The organism is Pontibacillus sp. HMF3514 (assembly GCF_009858175.1).
Lineage (GTDB): Bacteria > Bacillota > Bacilli > Bacillales > BH030062 > Pontibacillus.
The window spans coordinates 2,003,547-2,022,277 of sequence record NZ_CP047393.1; the positions used below are offsets into that span (position 1 = coordinate 2,003,547).

The 18,731-nt window shown below is 36.3% G+C and carries 15 protein-coding genes; 4 read left to right on the forward strand and 11 right to left on the reverse strand.

Annotated elements, in window-relative coordinates:
* Positions 1–152: 152 nt before the first annotated feature.
* The 4 genes from GS400_RS10300 to GS400_RS10315 form a co-directional block, all read right to left on the reverse strand.
* Entirely contained in the window at positions 153–1,772 is a 1,620-nt protein-coding gene (locus GS400_RS10300) for an ABC-F family ATP-binding cassette domain-containing protein (RefSeq protein WP_160101471.1), read from the reverse strand.
* Between the two features lie 151 nt (positions 1,773–1,923).
* Positions 1,924–2,700, reverse strand: a complete 777-nt coding sequence (locus tag GS400_RS10305) for a sulfite exporter TauE/SafE family protein (protein ID WP_160101473.1) — start codon at positions 2,698–2,700, stop codon at positions 1,924–1,926.
* Positions 2,701–2,824: 124 nt separating this feature from the next.
* On the reverse strand, positions 2,825–3,304 hold the full coding sequence (locus tag GS400_RS10310; protein WP_027445761.1) for a DsrE/DsrF/DrsH-like family protein: 480 nt from the start codon (positions 3,302–3,304) through the stop codon (positions 2,825–2,827).
* 59 nt (positions 3,305–3,363) lie between these two features.
* Positions 3,364–3,591, reverse strand: a complete 228-nt coding sequence (locus GS400_RS10315; protein ID WP_160101475.1) for a sulfurtransferase TusA family protein — start codon at positions 3,589–3,591, stop codon at positions 3,364–3,366.
* A gap of 227 nt (positions 3,592–3,818) precedes the next feature.
* Between GS400_RS10315 and GS400_RS10320 the strand changes: the two genes are divergently transcribed.
* The gene (locus GS400_RS10320; RefSeq protein ID WP_160101477.1) at positions 3,819–4,922 is read left to right on the forward strand and encodes an NAD(P)/FAD-dependent oxidoreductase; all 1,104 of its coding nucleotides are present in this window, start codon (positions 3,819–3,821) and stop codon (positions 4,920–4,922) included.
* A 74-nt stretch (positions 4,923–4,996) separates the two neighbouring features.
* Here GS400_RS10320 and GS400_RS10325 read toward each other — a convergent pair whose 3' ends face one another.
* The 3 genes from GS400_RS10325 to GS400_RS10335 all read right to left on the reverse strand — a co-directional run bounded on the left by GS400_RS10325 (position 4,997) and on the right by GS400_RS10335 (position 8,608).
* Entirely contained in the window at positions 4,997–5,785 is a 789-nt protein-coding gene (locus tag GS400_RS10325; protein WP_160101479.1) for a carbon-nitrogen family hydrolase, read from the reverse strand.
* A gap of 142 nt (positions 5,786–5,927) precedes the next feature.
* Complete coding sequence (locus GS400_RS10330) at positions 5,928–7,724, reverse strand: M3 family oligoendopeptidase (protein ID WP_160101481.1); 1,797 nt, start codon at positions 7,722–7,724, stop codon at positions 5,928–5,930.
* A gap of 119 nt (positions 7,725–7,843) precedes the next feature.
* Positions 7,844–8,608, reverse strand: coding sequence for a DUF4397 domain-containing protein (locus GS400_RS10335; protein ID WP_160101483.1), 765 nt, complete (start codon positions 8,606–8,608; stop codon positions 7,844–7,846).
* A gap of 183 nt (positions 8,609–8,791) precedes the next feature.
* On the opposite strand from GS400_RS10335, the gene GS400_RS10340 reads away from it, so the two are divergent.
* Positions 8,792–9,517: a SurA N-terminal domain-containing protein gene (locus GS400_RS10340; protein WP_160101485.1), complete on the forward strand. Its 726-nt coding sequence runs from the start codon at positions 8,792–8,794 to the stop codon at positions 9,515–9,517.
* Positions 9,518–9,619: 102 nt separating this feature from the next.
* On the opposite strand, the gene GS400_RS10345 is transcribed toward GS400_RS10340, so the two are convergent.
* The 3 genes from GS400_RS10345 to GS400_RS10355 form a co-directional block, all read right to left on the reverse strand.
* A complete protein-coding gene (locus GS400_RS10345; RefSeq protein WP_160101487.1) occupies positions 9,620–13,258 on the reverse strand; it encodes a dynamin family protein in 3,639 nt (1,212 codons plus the stop codon).
* 147 nt (positions 13,259–13,405) lie between these two features.
* Positions 13,406–14,059, reverse strand: a complete 654-nt coding sequence (locus tag GS400_RS10350) for a nucleoside deaminase (RefSeq protein ID WP_160101489.1) — start codon at positions 14,057–14,059, stop codon at positions 13,406–13,408.
* A 51-nt stretch (positions 14,060–14,110) separates the two neighbouring features.
* Positions 14,111–15,058 carry a helix-turn-helix domain-containing protein gene (locus GS400_RS10355; protein ID WP_160101491.1) on the reverse strand — a complete coding sequence of 316 codons (948 nt, stop codon included), beginning with the start codon at positions 15,056–15,058 and terminating at the stop codon, positions 14,111–14,113.
* A 174-nt stretch (positions 15,059–15,232) separates the two neighbouring features.
* Between GS400_RS10355 and GS400_RS10360 the strand changes: the two genes are divergently transcribed.
* The gene (locus GS400_RS10360; protein WP_160101493.1) at positions 15,233–16,327 is read left to right on the forward strand and encodes a tyrosine-type recombinase/integrase; all 1,095 of its coding nucleotides are present in this window, start codon (positions 15,233–15,235) and stop codon (positions 16,325–16,327) included.
* An 81-nt stretch (positions 16,328–16,408) separates the two neighbouring features.
* Here the strand turns inward: GS400_RS10360 and GS400_RS10365 are convergent, their stop codons facing one another.
* Positions 16,409–17,917, reverse strand: a complete 1,509-nt coding sequence (locus tag GS400_RS10365) for a vWA domain-containing protein (RefSeq protein ID WP_236560870.1) — start codon at positions 17,915–17,917, stop codon at positions 16,409–16,411.
* A 174-nt stretch (positions 17,918–18,091) separates the two neighbouring features.
* Here GS400_RS10365 and GS400_RS10370 point away from each other — a divergent pair, with 174 nt between their 5' ends.
* Positions 18,092–18,712 carry a LysE family translocator gene (locus GS400_RS10370; protein ID WP_160101495.1) on the forward strand — a complete coding sequence of 207 codons (621 nt, stop codon included), beginning with the start codon at positions 18,092–18,094 and terminating at the stop codon, positions 18,710–18,712.
* The last annotated feature ends 19 nt before the right edge of the window (positions 18,713–18,731 follow it).

Sequence of the window (18,731 nt, forward strand, 5' to 3'; positions counted from 1 at the left end):
TAGTTAACTGGAGTAAATGAGAGGATGGGGCTGTCCGGGAAAGCAGCCCGTTTCCCAACCCGGCGCACTCCATTTCGTAACGGAACCATACTCACATTTATCATTCCAAAAAAAGTGTAAGGAGCTTATAACCCCTTACACTTTCATTACTCTTATTGAGCTAGTTCTTTTAATTGTTGTTCAACTTTTTCATCATTCACGAATTCATCATAAGACATATACTTATCAACCATACCATTTGGTGTAATTTCGATGATACGGTTTGCGATAGTATCGATAAACTGGTGGTCATGTGATGTGAAAATCATGGAACCTTTAAAGTTTATTAAACCTTCGTTTAAAGCGGTGATGGACTCTAGGTCTAAGTGGTTTGTTGGTTCATCTAGTACAAGTACGTTTGAGCCGCTAAGCATCATCTTAGAAAGCATGCAACGTACTTTTTCCCCTCCGGAAAGGACTTTTGCTTTCTTCTTCACTTCTTCACCAGAGAATAACATACGACCTAAGAAGCTTCTTAAGAACGTCTCTGTCTCATCATCTGGAGAATATTGACGTAACCATTCAACTAGGTTCTTGTCGTTTTCTTCAAAGAATGCTGAGTTATCTTTAGGGAAATAGCTCTGAGATGTTGTTACTCCCCACTTATACGTACCAGCATCTGGCTCCATTTCACCCATGATAATTTTGAATAATGTTGTATATGCAATCTCGTGGTCACCCACTAATGCAATTTTGTCATCTTTATTCATTGTAAAGGTTACATTATCTAGAACCTTCACGCCATCAATCGTTTTTGTTAAACCTTCTACGTGTAAAAGATCATTTCCAATTTCACGATCTGGTTTAAATGCTACATAAGGGTAACGACGTGAAGATGGCTGGATATCATCAAGTGTAATTTGATCAAGCATCTTCTTACGAGAAGTTGCCTGTTTTGACTTTGATTTGTTTGCACTGAAACGTTGAATAAATTCTTTAAGCTCTTTAGCCTTTTGTTCTTTTTTCTTGTTTTCTTCTTTCGCCATCTTTTGTGCTAACTGACTGGATTCATACCAGAAATCATAGTTACCTACATAAATTTGGATTTTACCAAAGTCTAAGTCAGCAATATGCGTACAAACGTTGTTAAGGAAGTGACGATCGTGGGATACTACAATTACTGTACCTTCAAAGTTAATAAGGAATTCTTCTAACCATTGGATTGCTCGAATATCCAGGTGGTTGGTCGGTTCGTCAAGAAGTAGTACATCTGGATTTCCGAATAACGCTTGCGCTAGAAGTACTTTTACTTTCTGAGCACCAGTTAAGTCTGCCATCTTCTTGTTGTGAAGATCTTCCGTGATACCAAGACCTGTTAGAAGGCGAGCTGCATCTGACTCAGCTTCCCAACCATTCATTTCAGCGAATTCACCTTCAAGTTCTGCAGCTCTCATGCCATCCTCTTCAGAGAAGTCCGCTTTCATATAAATTTCATTCTTCTCGTTCATCACTTCATATAGGCGTTGGTGGCCCATCATAACAACCTGAAGCACTTCATATTCTTCATATTCGAAATGGTTCTGCTTTAATACAGCCATTCGCTTGTCTTTTTCTAGGGAAACATCCCCAGTTTGAGATTCAATCTCTCCAGAAAGAATCTTCAAGAATGTTGATTTACCTGCACCATTCGCTCCAATTAAACCGTAACAGTTGCCAGCAGTAAATTTTATATTAACGTCTTCAAAAAGCTTTTGATCGCCAAAGCGTAAGCTTACGTTTTGAACATTAAGCATATAATCATAATCCTCCAATATTGAATTGTTTCCATCGAAATTATATCAAAAGAGACTTCAGATAGATAGTCCACTCGTACTTCAATCTTAAAATTTTACTTTATTGAACAAGAAAAAAGGATTGCTCCGAAGAACAATCCCTCCTCTCTTATCAGAAAAAGTCTACCCAAATCTTAACAGCACTACCCAGGATGAGTAAAGCCAATATCGTTTGTAAAATTTTTGTGTTAATCTTTTTACCTGCATTTGCACCAAGTGGTGATGCTAATAAGCTAGCCACAATCATGATCGCAGCTGGTACATATTCAACTTGACCAGTGGTTACCTTTCCGATCGTAGAACCGATGGAAGAAATAAATGTGATAGCCAGAGAACTTGCGATTGTCATGCGGGTTGGAATCTTCAACACGACAAGCATAATAGGAACAAGAATAAATGCACCTGCTGCCCCAACAATTCCAGCTCCTATACCCGTAATAAAGGCAAGTGATGCTGCAATTGTTTTATTAAAATTCACTTCTTGTAGATTTTGATCCTCTAGTCCTTTTTTAGGAATAAACATCATTACAGCAGCAATGGTTGCAAGTAATCCGTAAACCAAGTTTACAGCATCATCAGACATTAACTTTGAACCATATCCACCGATGAAACTACCAATTAGAATACTTACACCCATGTACAGAATTAACTGTTTGTTTAGATATCCACCTTTACGGTAAGCCCAGACACCACCTATTGTAGCGAAGAATACTTGAACAGCACTAATACCTGCTACTTCGTGTGCTGTAAAGGCTGTGAAACCTAATAATGGTGGAATATATAAAAGCATAGGGTATTTAACTATAGAGCCGCCGATTCCAACCATACCTGAAACGAAGGAACCTGCAAATCCAATTAAAAATATAGTAACCCAGAACATAATATCCATAATGTGCCTCCTCTAATAAAACCTTTACTACGTCTAGTAATTAATCGTTGTACCTGGTGGGGTATATGAAAAAGAAATTTTAAAGGGACTAGTCCCTAACAAGGACTAAATCCCTTCTATAATCTTAGATAAATAGGTTTACATTGCCATCTTCAGCATCAGCTAAATATGCAGCTACACCAGCATACGTAATATCATCTAGAAGCTCTTCTTTTTGGAAACCAAGTAAATCCATAGTCATTTGACATGCAACTAGATTAATATCCTGCATTTGTGCCATTTCAATTAATTCTGGTACAGTTTGAGCATTGTGCTTTTTCATAACTTTTTTAATCATTTTAGGTCCCATTCCAGCCATATTCATTTTGGAAAGACCTAGATTATCTGCACCTTTTGGCATCATTTTACCGAACATTTTTTCTAAGAAACCTTTTTGCGCTTCCACTTTTCCGTCTTTACGGAGAGCATTAAGTCCCCAGAAAGTGTGGAAAATCGTTACCTCGTGATCATAAGCTGCTGCACCATTCGCAATAATATAAGCAGCCATCGCCTTATCATAATCTCCGCTAAATAAAATAATGTTAGTTTTCTTTGTTTCAGACATATTGATAATCCTCCTCTAGTAATTACATATACTCGTATGGGTATTGTTAAACGTAAAAATTATCCCTTTTGAATCCAGAACGTAAATACACCATTATCTTCTTTATCATCTAACAGTGTGTGTCCAGTAGAAGATGCCCAAGCAGTTAAATCTTGTTTTGCACCAGCATCTGTAGTAGCAACTTCAAGAACCTGGCCACTTTCAATTTCACCGATCGCTTTCTTCGTTTTAACGATTGGCATTGGGCAAGCTAACCCTTTTGCATCTAAATGTTTATCAACGTTCATGTTGAGTCCTCCTTCTAATTTCTAGTCAGTATAATTTAAATATATAATTGCTTTCCTTTAATACCTATAAGGGTATCATAATACGGATTAAAAGTGATGTCAACCCCAGTGGGTATATGCCTTGTTAAATCCATAAATCACTGTAGCGAAAAAGCTTCATTTTCAAATTCTACATGTCTTTTGATATGATAGAAACTAATTCAACAAAATAAGAGTGAGGAATATATATGCAAAAATTAATTTTAGCTGGAGCAGGCCATGCCCATTTACATATCATTAAAAATTTAATCACTAACCCTTTATCTGATGTAGAGGTAGTACTTATATCTCCTTCTGACTATCAATATTACTCTGGTATGTTCAGTGGTTACACAGAAGGAATATATGAACTGGATGAAATACGAGTGAATCTAGAACACTTAAGTGAGCAAGCAAACCTATCGTGGTATAAGCAAGCTGTTGTATCAGTAGACCCCGAACAGAAGATTCTTCTTACTGATCAGGGAGAAGTGTTAAGCTACGATGCGTTATCTTTTGATATTGGTTCCTTAACTGCCCATACTGATCTTAAAGGAGTTAAGGAATATGCGAGAAGAATAAAACCTAATTATCACTTTCCGGAAATGATTCAAGAGATGAGAGAAAGTAAAAATCCTATTATTGTAGGAGGCGGAGTAGCGGGTACAGAAATTGCGCTATCTCTTCAATCTTGGCGTTCTCAACATGGTTATGAAACACCTGTTACATTACTTAGTGGTTCTCATAGGTTGCTTGAAAATTACCCTGAAACTACTTCTAAAAAGGTAGCAGATATTATAGAAAATAGTGGGATCGAACTGTATATGAATGAAAAGGTTCAAGAAATGAATTCAACAAAAGTAATAACAGAGGATAATAAATTCAATTACAATGATGTCATGTGGTTAGCAGGCCCTCGTGCTCCTGAACTTTTTCGACTCTCTAATTTACCAATCGATAATGATGGATATTTGCAAGTGGAATCAACCTTGCAAGTCGAAAAGTATCCATCTATATTCGGTGCGGGAGATTGTGTAAGTTTAAGCCATGCCCCTGACACTCCTAAAAATGGAGTTTTTGCTATCCGTGAAGCTCCTATACTTTGGGAAAATATTAAAGGTTTCTTATCTACTGGCGAAGGTCAACACTATAATCCACAATCGAAATATTTAGCGATCATGTCTATTGGGAATAAAAAAGGATTTTTATTATATGGAGGCATTGCATTGAAAGGAAAGTTAGCTTGGCGGTTAAAGCATCGAATTGATAAAAAGTTTATGGATACGTATAAAAATCTAGAAAATAACAAGTAAAGTATCTATAGGAAAACTTTCAGATGGGTAAACATTAAAAACGCTTGGAAAGTCCAAGCGTTTTTGTTTTGAAATTAATATATTTCTGGCCGTCGATCTTGAAAAATTGGAATTTGATTTCGAATCCTTTTCACTTCTTCTATATCAATTGTGGCACTTAGTAAGGTTTCTTCCGTACCAGCCTCAGAGATCACGTCCCCCCAAGGGTTTATGACCATAGAATGTCCACCAAATTCAGTTTTAGGATCTTCACCTACACGATTACATGCAATAACATAACATTGATTTTCAATAGCACGGCTAATTAACAATGACCTCCAATGATCAACTCTGGCTAATGGCCATTGAGCTACAACAAACAGTATTTCTGCTCCTTCAGATGTATGTCTTCGAATCCACTCTGGAAAACGTAAGTCATAACAAATGATCCCTGTACTAGGAACCCCCTCTATTTCAAAAGAACCTTTTTGATCACCGCTTTTCAGATAGTGATGCTCATCCATTAATTGAAAGAGATGGGCTTTGCTATACTCGACTACTTTTTCACCATTTCTGTTATATGCATACATCGTGTTTGTTGAACCTTGTTCGGTTGTTTTGGCGATTGAACCACCTATTAGACTAAAATCATTTTGTTTTGCTAGATTAGATAAGAAACTTTGTGCCGTTTTCCCATCCCAATCACCAATTTGAGATAAACGAGACAAGTCATACCCTGTATCCCATAGTTCAGGAAGCACTAGTATATCGACATTATTTAATTCATTATGTAAATGATTTACCTTATGCTCGATCCTTTCTCTATTTTCTTCAGGATTTCCGTATGTTACATCCATTTGTAAACAACCAATTTTCAGTTTCATGATAAATCCTCCTTATCTCCATATATATATAGCCTATCGAAAAGAAGTCGAAACTTTCAAATAAAACCACCTTTATTTACATAATAATATTATGGTCAATATAAAAATAGGATAAGGCTTATACCTTATCCTATTCCATACATTATTTATCTGTTAGCTCAAGAAATTCTTCAACATCTTGAACACAAAGTTTCACTGCATTTTCCCAGAATTCTGGTTGCTCAAGGTCTACATCAAGATGTTTCTTCGCCAAGTCTTCTACTTTCATACGACCGGTATCTTTTAGAAGTGCAATATACTTCTCTTCAAAGTCACTACCCTCTTCTAGTGCTTTTGCATAGATTCCTAAGCTGAACAGGTAGCCAAACGTGTATGGGAAGTTATAGAAAGGTACACCTGTAATATGGAAGTGAAGTTTAGAAGCCCAGAAATAAGGCTCATATTCACTTAAAGAATTACAATATGCTTCACGTTGAGCTTCTTCTGTTAGAGTTTTTAAACGATCAACCGATACAAGCCCTTCTTTTCGCTCATCATAAAAACGTGTTTCGAATAAGAAGCGCGAATGGATATTCATAAAGAACGCTACACTACGCTGAACTTTATCTTCTAATAAAGATAAGCGCTCCTCTTCTGTGCTGGCGTTTTTCACAGCAGCATCTGCCACGATAATTTCAGCAAATGTAGAAGCGGTTTCTGCTACATTCATTGCATACCCTTGGTTCATCGTGTGAACATCATCCATTACATGTTGATGGAATGCATGACCTAATTCGTGAGCAAGTGTCGCAACATTTGATGCAGTACCTGAATAAGTCATGAAAATACGCGTTTGTTTACTATCTGGGAAGCTTGTGCAGAATCCGCCAGGTCGTTTACCACTACGGTCTTCTGCCTCAATCCAACGTTTTTCAAAAGCCATTTTAGCGAATGATGCCATTTTCGGTCCGAAGCGGTTAAACTGTTCGACAATAAAATCAGCGCCTTCATCATATGAGACCGTTTGATCTGAATTGACTATTGGAGCACCGACATCATACCAACTTAATTTCTCTAACCCCAGCATGTCTGCTTTTCGATGTAAATATTTCACATAGTAATCTTTATACTTATTAATCGCATCCCACATAGCATTTAACGTGTTTTCACTCATACGATTGATGTCCATTGGTTCTTTAAGGACATTATCCCAACCACGGTGTTTATACTTCTGAAGTCTAAAACCTGCCAAGTGGTTTAACGTTTCTCCAAATAAATCCTCGTTTTCTCCCCAAGCACTTTGGAGCTTTTCAAATACCTCTTTTCGAACAGAGCGGTCTGAAGAACTCATCTTATTTGATGCTTGCCCAACAGATAGTTCTTTCAGTTCGCCGTCTTGTTCCAATTGAATTTTCATCTGACCAACGATTGTGCTGTACATGTTCCCCCAACCTTGATAACCGTCAACGCTTAAGTCATTGATTAGGGCTTCCTGTTCTAATGAAAGCTTCTCATTAGCTTTTTGTCTCTTTTCTTCCAATACAAACGAGATGTCTTTAAGCTCAGGTTGAGCCAGCAGGTCTTCCCAAAGGCCGTCTTCAATTTTTATAAGCTTTTGGTCTAATGTTGTCATTACGGTTGAATATTGTGCGATTAACTCACTAATTTTAGCACGGTGTTGCCCAGCTTTCTTATCACTTACGTCTTGAGCGCTTAAGCAGCTTACAAATGCTGAGCTTTCTCTTAGGCCAACTGCAACACCTTCTAGTTTTTCAATAACATGGTATAGCTCTTTAACCTGAGAAACATCTGTAGGTAGCTTATAGTCTTCTACCACTTTAGACAAAGCCTTTAATTTTTCTTGTACATCTTGCAGGTATTGATGGAAAGCTTCTGATTCACTTCCACCTTCAAAAATTACATCTAAATCCCACTGTTGATCGTATGTAGTTTGTGTCATGTACGTTCCTCCTTTATTTCGTTTCCCTAATTATATAAAATATTTTGACTTTTTACTATAATTTAGGAATATTTATTAAGAAAAAAGCTGACCACCTAAGAAAGCCCATATATATGTTTCTATATAATAATGGCTTCTAATTTAGGACTCCCTTGAGCATACCCAACTGCCACAATATTGTATATTTGATTCTCATCAAGTTTTACATTTGGAATGGTTAAAACAACTTGATTAGATCCTGCTGGACGAACCTCCAAGTCTACTGTGATAGGAGATAAGGTTTTATATTCAGTTGATTGCTTAAAATTAACATTTGAAAATAAAATATCTCCTCCTTTAACAGCGATATCAACTGCTGGTGCATCAGGAGACAAGTGGATAAACCTTGCTTTGGCTTCCCCTTGAACTGGGTTACGATCATCTTGATATGGAACAAGTGTTAAGTTCTCATCATTGCCTGCTGCTGCTAATGTAATAGCTGCATTTGATGGAACTTCTACATCTTGGGATAAAACTTCTTGAGACTGGCCCGTTGGTGTAATTTTTATACGGTACGTTCCAGGCATAACAGGAATATAATCACTTGTTTGTTTGTACTGGACATTTTCTAAAAGCTTTTGATCGTTCACATAAATATCTACTGCTGGAGCATTTGGTGAGGCATGAAACGCACGTACATAAGATTGCTGCGGAGATTCGTTTTGATCTGGTCGATAATATCTCCCCATCATCTGTTGATTTTGCAAAAGAATAAGCTGATTCACACATTGTAAATGCTGATAGTAATACATAACATGTCGTTGTGGATCTATGTACTTGTAATAATTTGATAACATATCATACATGGAAGCCTTTTGAGCAAGCTCTCTCTCATTGTGGTGCATTGGTTACACATCCCTTTATGATAATTATTTTTTTACATTCATACCTATGCAAACGACTCCACCATCATGTTGATATAGCATATTAAAAAGATTTGTTTAAAAAATGACACAACAGTTTTACAACGGACAACTAGATATGATACAGTCTAACAGAATTGATTTTACAGCAAGGGAGATGTTTCTTTGACTATCAAGAAGAAATGGACTGTAGCTCTATCTGGTTTCGTATTAGCAATTGGAATCGCAGGTTGCAGTAGTTCAGAAGATAATGCAAAAGAAAACGAAGATAAGAACAAAAAACAAGAAGAACAACAATCTGAAGAAGGTAACAAACAAGAAGCAAGTGGCGAAGTAGCAGCGGTTGTAAATGGTGAGGAAATCTCCATGGACAAGTTCAACCAGCAGCTTGAACGTCAAAAGAGCATGATGAAGCAAAATGGTATGGAAGTGAAAGACAAGCAGTTAAATCAAATGAAATCAAAAATCCTATCTCAGCTAATTAATACTGAGCTTCTTCTACAGAAAGCAAATGAAGCAGGTATTGAAGCTACAGAGAAAAAGGTTAATGAACGTTATAAGAGCATGACGAAAGATTATTCTGAAGAAGAAATCGATAAAATCCTTAAGCAAAACAACACAACAGTTGACAAGCTTAAGAAAGATCTTGCTAAGCAAATTAAGATTGATGAATATGTAGCTAAAAACACAGAAGATGTTAAAGTAACAGATGAAGAAATTCAAAAGCGTTATGACTCTATGAAGAAAAACAATGATAAGCTTCCATCTCTTGAAAAAGTGAAGCCACAATTAAAGCAACAAATTCAGAAATCAAAAGAAAGTCAGCAGATTTCTAAGTTGATCGATAAGCTTCGCAAAGAAAGTGAAATCGAAAAGAAAGTACAAGTATAAATCGTGATGAGGTGGTCTCTTTTAGAGATCACCTTTTTTTGTATTAAAAAGAAGCGTGTGATTTCACACGCTTCTTTTAGTACTTTCATCGGTATTTTTTCTTTATTCTTGTGGTGTTAGCTTTTGTAACTTCTCTCGCTTAGCTTTTAATTCTTCGATGTTTAATTGATCTCCTAACGCAAATCGAAGTCCTTCATAATACTCTTTCAACGCTTTAGATAAGACTTCTTTCTCTCGTTCAACATAGCTATTCCATTGTGGTTGGTAATACTCTTGCAAGTGATGTTTTTGTTCATCAATATAGCTTTGAATAATGGGTTTAAAACGGTATTGCAAATCTTCTTTCATCTGTTCTTTTTCATTCTTCTCAAAGAAAGATTTGGTGTTTTTAAAGCTTGATAAAGGCTTTTCAATCTCAGATTGCTTAACCTTTTCAAATGGTTTGTTGAAGCCAGGTGTGTCTATATCAATTTCCTGTGCATTTGGTAAGGATAAGTCCTCTTGAACATTCTTTCCTTTATCCTGAATATCTTCATTAAACTCCTGAAGTTTTTCATGCAAATATGCTTCAATTCGCACTGTTACAGCTCTACATTCATTTAATAGTTCTTCCCTTAACTGGTCTAATAGGTCTTGTAAGGCTTGCTTTAATTGTTCTTTAGCTACGCCACCAGTTCCGTTAATTGTAGAAGGATTAAAAGCTTCCTTGAAGAAATCAGAGAATCGTAATAAAACACGTTCGTTCATATAATACATTTGCTTCTCTATTTTTTGATTAATATCTTGTGAGTATCTTGCTGTAGAGAAGGCATGAATCATGCTTTTGAGTTCTTCTTCTTCCTTTTGATACTTCTTCAGTTTCTGTTGTTTCTCTTGTTTATTTAAAGATGCAGAATCAATGTACTGTCCAAGAGTACGGTTCGCACGTTCTAAGTCATAAATGGCTGCATTTGTAATGATTGAAGTAAGTTCTTCATGAATAAAGGAATAGAACGATTCTTCAAACTTGTCAATACCAGAGCTACCTAATACAGGGTGATCGGTTTTCTCTTCTTTCATTTTCTCATTAGCAGCCATAAGACTTGAGATGGCAAACATTCTTGGGAAACGAATACCAAATTTGCCAAGTTGCTCTGCCAAATAATCCTGTACTAATTCAAGTTCACTTTTACTTTGTGCTAAGTCTGCCGCATTCACAATAAAGAACATCTTATCTAAGCTAAAAGCATCCTTCACACGACCTAGTTGAATAAGGAAATCACGATCTGCCCTAGAAAACGGATGATTGTAATACGTAACAAATAGTATAGCATCAGCCTGCTTGATATACTCAAATGATACTTCAGTGTGACGAGCGTTCACAGAATCTGCACCAGGTGTATCCACCAAAGTAATACCTTCACGAGTAAAGGCACAATCGTAATAAAGCTCCATCCATTCTACATAGCAAGATAATCTCTCTTCTGCTACATATTCTGCAAAACGATCTAAATCAATTTCAATGGTTTCTCCAATTGAAGAAGCCATTTCATCAAATCCATCTACAATCGCTTGTAAGAAGGATAGACGCTTTTGGTCCTTGGCATATTTCTGAATTTCATTAGGACTCTGTTGAATCCATTCTAATACATCATTAAATGCTTTAGGTTGAAAAGGCAACTCATGTAAAGCATGAATTAAGTCTTCATATAGCTGTTCACTGCTTTTTAGTTTCACCACAACTGTTCCATGCTCGTGTTTTGGTGTCGGAGGACTAATTTTATTAATTGTTGCTGTTGTCGGGTTAGGTGAAACGGGTAAAACTTTTTCACCTAATAGGGCATTGGCAAATGAAGATTTACCAGCTGAGAACGCTCCAAATAATGCAACTGTAAAATGTCTTGTTTCTAATCGCTTTTTTCTTTCACGTAAGTCTTCTAAAATGGATTGAAATCCTGTTAATGACTCTAATTCTTGTTGAGATTTGTCTATACGATCAATCATTTCGTCGACATTTACATGGCTTTTATCCTCAATAGTTGATTCAATCTCAACTTCTTCTTCTCTTTGTTCTTGTTGGTTAAAGTTCAAATTCATGGACTTACCTGGTTTTACACTTGATTCTCGCTGTAATAAAGCAGCCGTAGCCTTTTCATAAGAGTCATTCGATACAGATTTCTCGTTTAGAATGTCTTGTAAGGAATTCGTTCTCTCTTCAATCGCTTTTTGAACGTTAGCAATCTGAATCTGAACGTCTTCTACTTGTTCAGACTGCTCCTTCATCTTCTCTTTTTCTTGCAGAGCTTCTTTTGATTGTTCTTCAAGAACTTCGCTTACCGTTTTCCATTTTTTTTGAGCTTCTTGCTTATATTTTCTTCGAATATCATTCGCAACGTCTTCTGTGTAAACTAGTAAATAGTCTCCTCCACTACCTGCTCCTGTTTTGATAAGATCAGCTAGCTCAGAAGCCTCATATTGAACAGAAAAATCTTGCAGTTGTTGTAGAATTTCTTCATCTTGTATTCCATATTCTTTAGCAAGCGTTACTAATACATTTCGAACGGGCCATTCAATATTGGCTGATACCTTTTCCATAAGGGCATGATGAAAATCAATAAGGCGATTCTGACGCTCTTCTTCAGTTTTGGATTTCGTAAAGAATAGACCTACTTTGAAATCACTTTGGTAGGCTTCAATCACAAGCCGAGCTTTTTCTCGTACCTCATGGGGCATAATGTAAGCATTCTTAAGAGAGGATTGAAGGCGTTCCGTTAACGCTTTTTCTGCCTGTTTTGGTCGTTCTTTCAAGTTGTTGATTTCTGATTCAACGTCTTCTACTGGTCTTGGTTCACTATCGTTTATGGATTGGGTCAATTCTTCTATTCTTTCTTTCTGTTCTTCGTTAAAAGAATCCAAATGTTCATTTACAATTTGAACGGTGGAATGCTCGATCGTATCGTCAATGAAACGATCCTTATTGGTAAATAAGTGATTTAACGTCTCTTTTAGTTGTTGGAATTGATTAGAAGGATGACTCATTTTGGTTAGAGATGTATAAAATGTATCTTTCGGTTGAATACCCCATCGTGAAAAAGCCTCCGATACACTCTGCTGAAATGCTGAGAAAGAAAGCTCTTCTTCCTGATGTTTATCGATTTGATTAATCACAATATAAAGTGGCTTTCCTCGCTTTTGCATCTCTGATAAAAATGCTAAATTGACCTCAGATTGTACATGGTTGTAGTCCATTACATAAAATAAAACATCAACTAAATGGAGGGCAGATTCAGTCATAATTTTATCGGCATCATTAGAGGAATCGATGCCAGGAGTGTCCATTACAGATACCCCTGAAGGCAATAGTGAATCTGATTTGCTAAGCTCTATAGCTCGAATGGCATCGCCCTCTTTACAATACGATTTAATGGCATCTAAGTCATAAGGCTCCTCATATTCTACTGGATCCTCTTCAGCAAAATATACCCTAACATACCCTCTCCCCTTTTTTACTTTAACGAGATTGGCACTGGTAGGAATAGGACTTGAAGGTAAAATCTCCTCTTCTAAAACGGTATTGATCATAGTCGATTTCCCCGCAGAAAAGTGGCCAGCAAACCCAACTAAAAACTCTTCCGATTGTAGCTTCTCTAATAAATCTAACGTCTTTTGAGCTTGCTGTTTATCTTCCAATTCAATTAAACGATTATATAACGTTGATAATTTATTTATCGTATTTTGTTTCTGACTGGTTTCTATACTCATAGATGGTAACTCCTTTTAATTCAGAACCGTAACCGTTTCCATACTTAAATTCTGTATTTATTCACTATGTTCTATTGTACGAAAAAAAGGTGGTTTATGACAGTCTCTGAATTATAAAAACCTATCCGAATTGGATAGGTTTTTACTTCACACTGGATGTTTATTGTTTTTTAAGCCATGCACAATGATCGGAAAGCTGTCGTTGAAAGGATATGAGAGATATTGATCAAGACGATTGTCTTCTCCCCACTTCCTCGCTAAAGAAACTGCATTCGGGTAATCTTCAGCCAATTCATCATGAAGCTTCACAATCGAAGGTCTTATGTTCTTGCTCGTAACATCAAAGTACACGTTAAGAAAAATGGATACCTCATCTAATACTGGAACAGGTCCATCGATGTTAATATGTTTGCGACTTAAGTAACTAGTCTTCCCTAACATATCCAGACTTCCACCGAATTTATCCTTTGCAGCATAAGCAAGGTTTTTAATGCTCGACATATATAAGGCTCCCGTACATAACGGACATGGTTCTAATGTTGAATACAATGTATAAGGTGCTCGAGATGTATGTACACGATTATCAATTTTCCCTAAAGCATTAATTTCAGCATGGGCAATTTCATTATATCTGACAGTAGCGTCAGAATACTCGCTATATACAGCATTTTTTCCTTCAGCAATAATCTCTCCATTTTCATCGATCACCAGGGCAGCAATGGGTTTAGAACCATCCTTCATGGCTTCCCATGATAGTTCAAAACATCGTTGCCAAGGTATAGATAACTCACTCCACTTCATCCTACTTCCTCCTAACATAAAGTTTTCCAATAACTGTTTATATAAGGAGTGTCACAAATCCTGCAAATTTATATAATTTCTTAAGGCTTTTGTTACGGTTTGATGGATTGAATCATTTTCTCTTTCGGAAATTTGTTCGATATCCTGCCATAGATCTTTTGGAATTGTTAAGGATTTGGTGATTTCGTTTGATTCTAGATGAATCATCTCATTCTTATAAGTGATCTCGCCATTTGAGAGATATTTTAATAACAGTTTATACTCTTCATTTGTTGCAGGTAATGAACCAAGACGACAACGAACAAAATAATCACCAAAAAAAGTTTCATAGATCTGGATGTTCATAATACCTAATTCTTCTATTAGTTTATATAAAACTTTGTAAACAGGATGTTGAGGATGTCGTGGGATAGGTATCTCGAATTCAGTATATCCTTTATGACGAATGTAAGGTTTTTCAGGCCATGACTCTGATTTTATTCCAACATCATCCAATTCTATAATTTCTCCTCTAGCCGTCATAATTTTTAGAGGCTCAAGACTAATCACACGAGCTTCATCGCCGTCATAAAGGCATTCTTCAAAAATACGAACTTCTCGCGAAATGAGTTTGACCCTTCGCCCATATTCACCCATTCGATTTGTCTGACGATCTTCTTTTAATTGATCTTTAAATCGTCGAATTTCTTCTTTTTGGAAATAGCGCCTTTTCTTCTGACCAATCCATTTCACTTCACTTTCTACATCTCCATTCGAAACGAATTGGAGTAAGTATTGAGGTGTGATCTCTAACTCTTGTGCTGCTTCTTTTACTGACAACCCTGGTAGTTCTAACGTTTGTTCGACGCGCTCCATTTCTTCTTGTGAAAAACGATAGCCTCCATCCCTTCGGTACGTATCAGGATTAACAGGCTTCAAATGCCCTTGATTTACCATGTAACGAATTTGTCGCTCATTTTTATGTAGTTTTTTACAAATTTGCTCAATTGAGTAATACATAAAACGCCTTCTCCTAACTTACATTTAATAAAATACATATATAGTGATTTATATTTTATATATTTGTTATTGAATATAGAATAATGATCAATTTTTCTAGGTATTATTATACTAGATATGATATGGTTGTTCTAGAATGTTTTGGTATTGTAAATGATAGATAAGGAGAATTTGATGAGTGAAATCGTTCAACCTATTATCCAACAAGACAATGAAATAAACTGGTTTTCAAAGGATACATATTTATCGATTGTCCAACAAGGTTTTCGGAATGTCGATTGGTCAAGAGCTTCAGATGAATTACTATTGTATTTGTTTTTGCACGATGAACCTTCCATTGGAACCAAACGAAAGAAATCTACTTTAAAAGAGTATTTTCGTGAAGTGAATCAATTTTTCACCTACATCCATCAGTGGTATGAATCTGTTCGAGAGATCCACCCTGAACTAGTAACGCAATATCAACTAGAGATAGAACAACGAGGGTATAAGTCCACGACATTACGCCGAAAAAGTACAGTCGTTCAACAGTTTCTACAATTCTTATATAAGTATGGAATGGTAGAAGAAGATTTAACGAAAAGCATGAAGCGAATCTCGCTCCAGAAGGATCAGCTTGTGAATCGTGATTTCTATGAGGAAGAAGTTCAAGCGCTGCTACAGTATTTTAAAAAGCATGATTGGTACATGTACACGCTTTTATTTACACTCGTCTCTACAGGCTTAAGAATTCAGGAGTTGTGTTCAGCAAGGTGGTCTTCAATTACTTATCAACCAGAAGCAAACTTGTATTTTGTTTCTGTAGTTGGAAAACGAGATAAACTGCGTGAGGTCCCATTATTTAATGAGGTGTTAGAGGTTTTACAAGAATTTCGTATGCGACGTGGTTTTTCTGGTGAACTAAATGGTCAAAACACCCCACTCTTTCCTAAACCTAATGGGGATCATTACAACTTTAAATATTTAAGTAATGAGTTCACAAAGCAAATTGAAAATCTTCAGGATCAATTTCCCTTCATTAAAAGACGTATTGAAATGGAGAAGCAATTTGCTGATAGTGGAAAATCTGTCCGTTTCCGAATCACGCCTCATACATGCCGCCACTATACAGCTGCTTATTATTTATCTAAAGGCGCAGACTTGAAAGCTATACAAGACTTATTGGATCACGAGTCATCTGTAACTACTGATCAATACTTGCGTCGCACACGGAAATTTAGTGAACATGCTGCTGTTAAAATTGGTGGATCTTTTATGGGCGCACAATAAAAAACCGGCACAACAAAAAGCCCCCCACCATAACTTATACACTTTGGTGTGGGGCTTTTACTTATTTTTGGACTAAATCGATTATGGCTTTATTGCAATGGCATCTTTTACAAGCTCTACAAAAGCAAATTGCTCTTCATTTTGTGCAGATGATTGAGCAAGCTCTAATACCGATTCCAAGCTACTTTCTTTAGCCCAATAACTTTCACCCATGATTTCTGCAAATTCAGCAACGGACGCTAAAAACATTAAATTCTTCGAGGGATTGTCGTCTTCAGAAAATGATAGTGTTTTTTGCATTTCTTCTACTTCTTGCTTTTCTTCACTAAAAAACCTTAAACTTATTTTACCCAGGTCATTTGTACTTTCATTTAATTTCACCTCATAAAGGGCAGTGACGGAATGACCAGCTCCAACTTCTCCTCCATCAACAGAATTATCTTTAAAATCCTCGTCTTTTACATCACGGTTCTCAAACCCTAACAGTCGATATCGATCGACTTTCTTTGGATCAAATTCAACTTGAATTTTTGCATCTTTTGCAATCGTTTGGAGGGTTCCAGTTAGCTGCTCCATAAAAACTCTTCTTGCTTCTGAGAAACTATCAATGTATGCATAGTTCCCATCACCGTTATTGGCTAGTTGTTCCATTAATACATCATTATAATTTCCCATCCCAAAACCTAAGGTGCTTAATGTGATATCTTCCTGTGCGTATTCTTTAATTTCATTCAATATTTCTTTATGTCCAGTTTTTCCAACATTGGCAACACCATCAGAAGCTAATACGACTCTATTTATGGATCCCTCTGTAAAATACTCTCTCGCTAATCCATACCCTAATGTGAGTCCTTCTTCTGCATTGGTAGAACCCTCAGGTTGTAGCTCTTCGATGGCATGAATAATTCTATCTTTTTTATCTATACTAGTTGGTTGTAATACCACTCGACCCTGTGATCCATAAGTAACGATTCCGACTTTATCTTGTGGTTGTAGTTCATCTACCAGCATCCTCAAGCTTTTTTTCACTAATCCTAAACGGTTCTCATGATTCATAGAACCGGATACATCAATTACGAAGGTTAAATTTGCATTTTTTCGGTCCTCAACTTTAATTTCTTTTCCTTTCATACTAATACGTAGCAAATGATAACCCTCACCAAACGGAGACTTCCCCCCGTCTACCCCTATCGCAAATGTATCATTTGCAGGCGCTTGTAAGTTGGACCCGAAATAATTCACAAACTCTTCTACTCGTACAGCCTCATCTGGCGGAAGCTCCCCTCTTTTAATATAGTTCCGAGTAACAGAATACGACCCTGTATCAACATCCATAGCAAAAGTAGATAACGTATCATCTTCTGTAGAAACAAAAGGATTTGTGCCATAGTCTTCAAAGAACATATCATCATAATCCTCACCATTAGGTGGTGCAGGTCTACTTCTTTTTCCTTCTGACTTTGAAGTCTCCATTGATATCTTGTTTTCCGACGATCCAGTATCACTTGATTCTTGCTCACTGTTCCCACTACTACAGGCAACTAAAAACAGTAATAAAGCGCCCAATATTAGTACATATAAATTTTTCAAGCTAAATGCCCCCTTTTCTAGATTTGACGAAAAGAGGGTTTGTTTTGTTACGAATTATTGAAAAATTTACCATCTTTTTATAATTGCTCATATTTAAAATTTAAATAAACAGTAAAACGAACTCATGTTAGAATAGATTAAACAAATTTAACAGACCAGTAAGGGTGGAGGAAAATGAATGATTTTTTTACTTTTTTAGTACTTTCGTTATTTGTTGTTATGAGCCCTGGTATTGATACAGCACTAATTACTAAAAGGACCATTTCAGATGGAAGAAAAAATGGATATAAAATGGCTTTAGGTATTACAATAGGCTCATTGGTTCATACCTTTGCTGCTGCTTTTGGGCTTTCAGCTATTTTAATGCAGTCGGCCTTGGCATTTGAAATTATAAAATACATTGGTGCGATCTACTTGATTTACTTAGGATTAACATCCTTTATATCTAGTAAAAAGAAGGATGAAAGTACTCAAGATCACTCAAATTCAGAAGAGAAAACTTCAGCTCTTAAACAAGGTCTCTTCTCAAATGTACTAAACCCAAAAGTGGCTATGTTCTTCCTAACCTTTTTACCCCAATTTGTAAAATCAGGTAAAAATGCGACTCAACAGCTAATTGTAATGGGTGTTACATATACAATTTTATCTATTACTTGGTTTTTTCTTTATGTCTTTTTCATTAACTATTTACGTAATTGGCTCATGTCTCAAAAAGTACAAAGAATTATGGATAAAACAACTGGTGTTGTATTAATTGGATTTGGATTAAAGTTAGCCTTTGACAAACAACATTAATCTATTAAAACCATTGGGA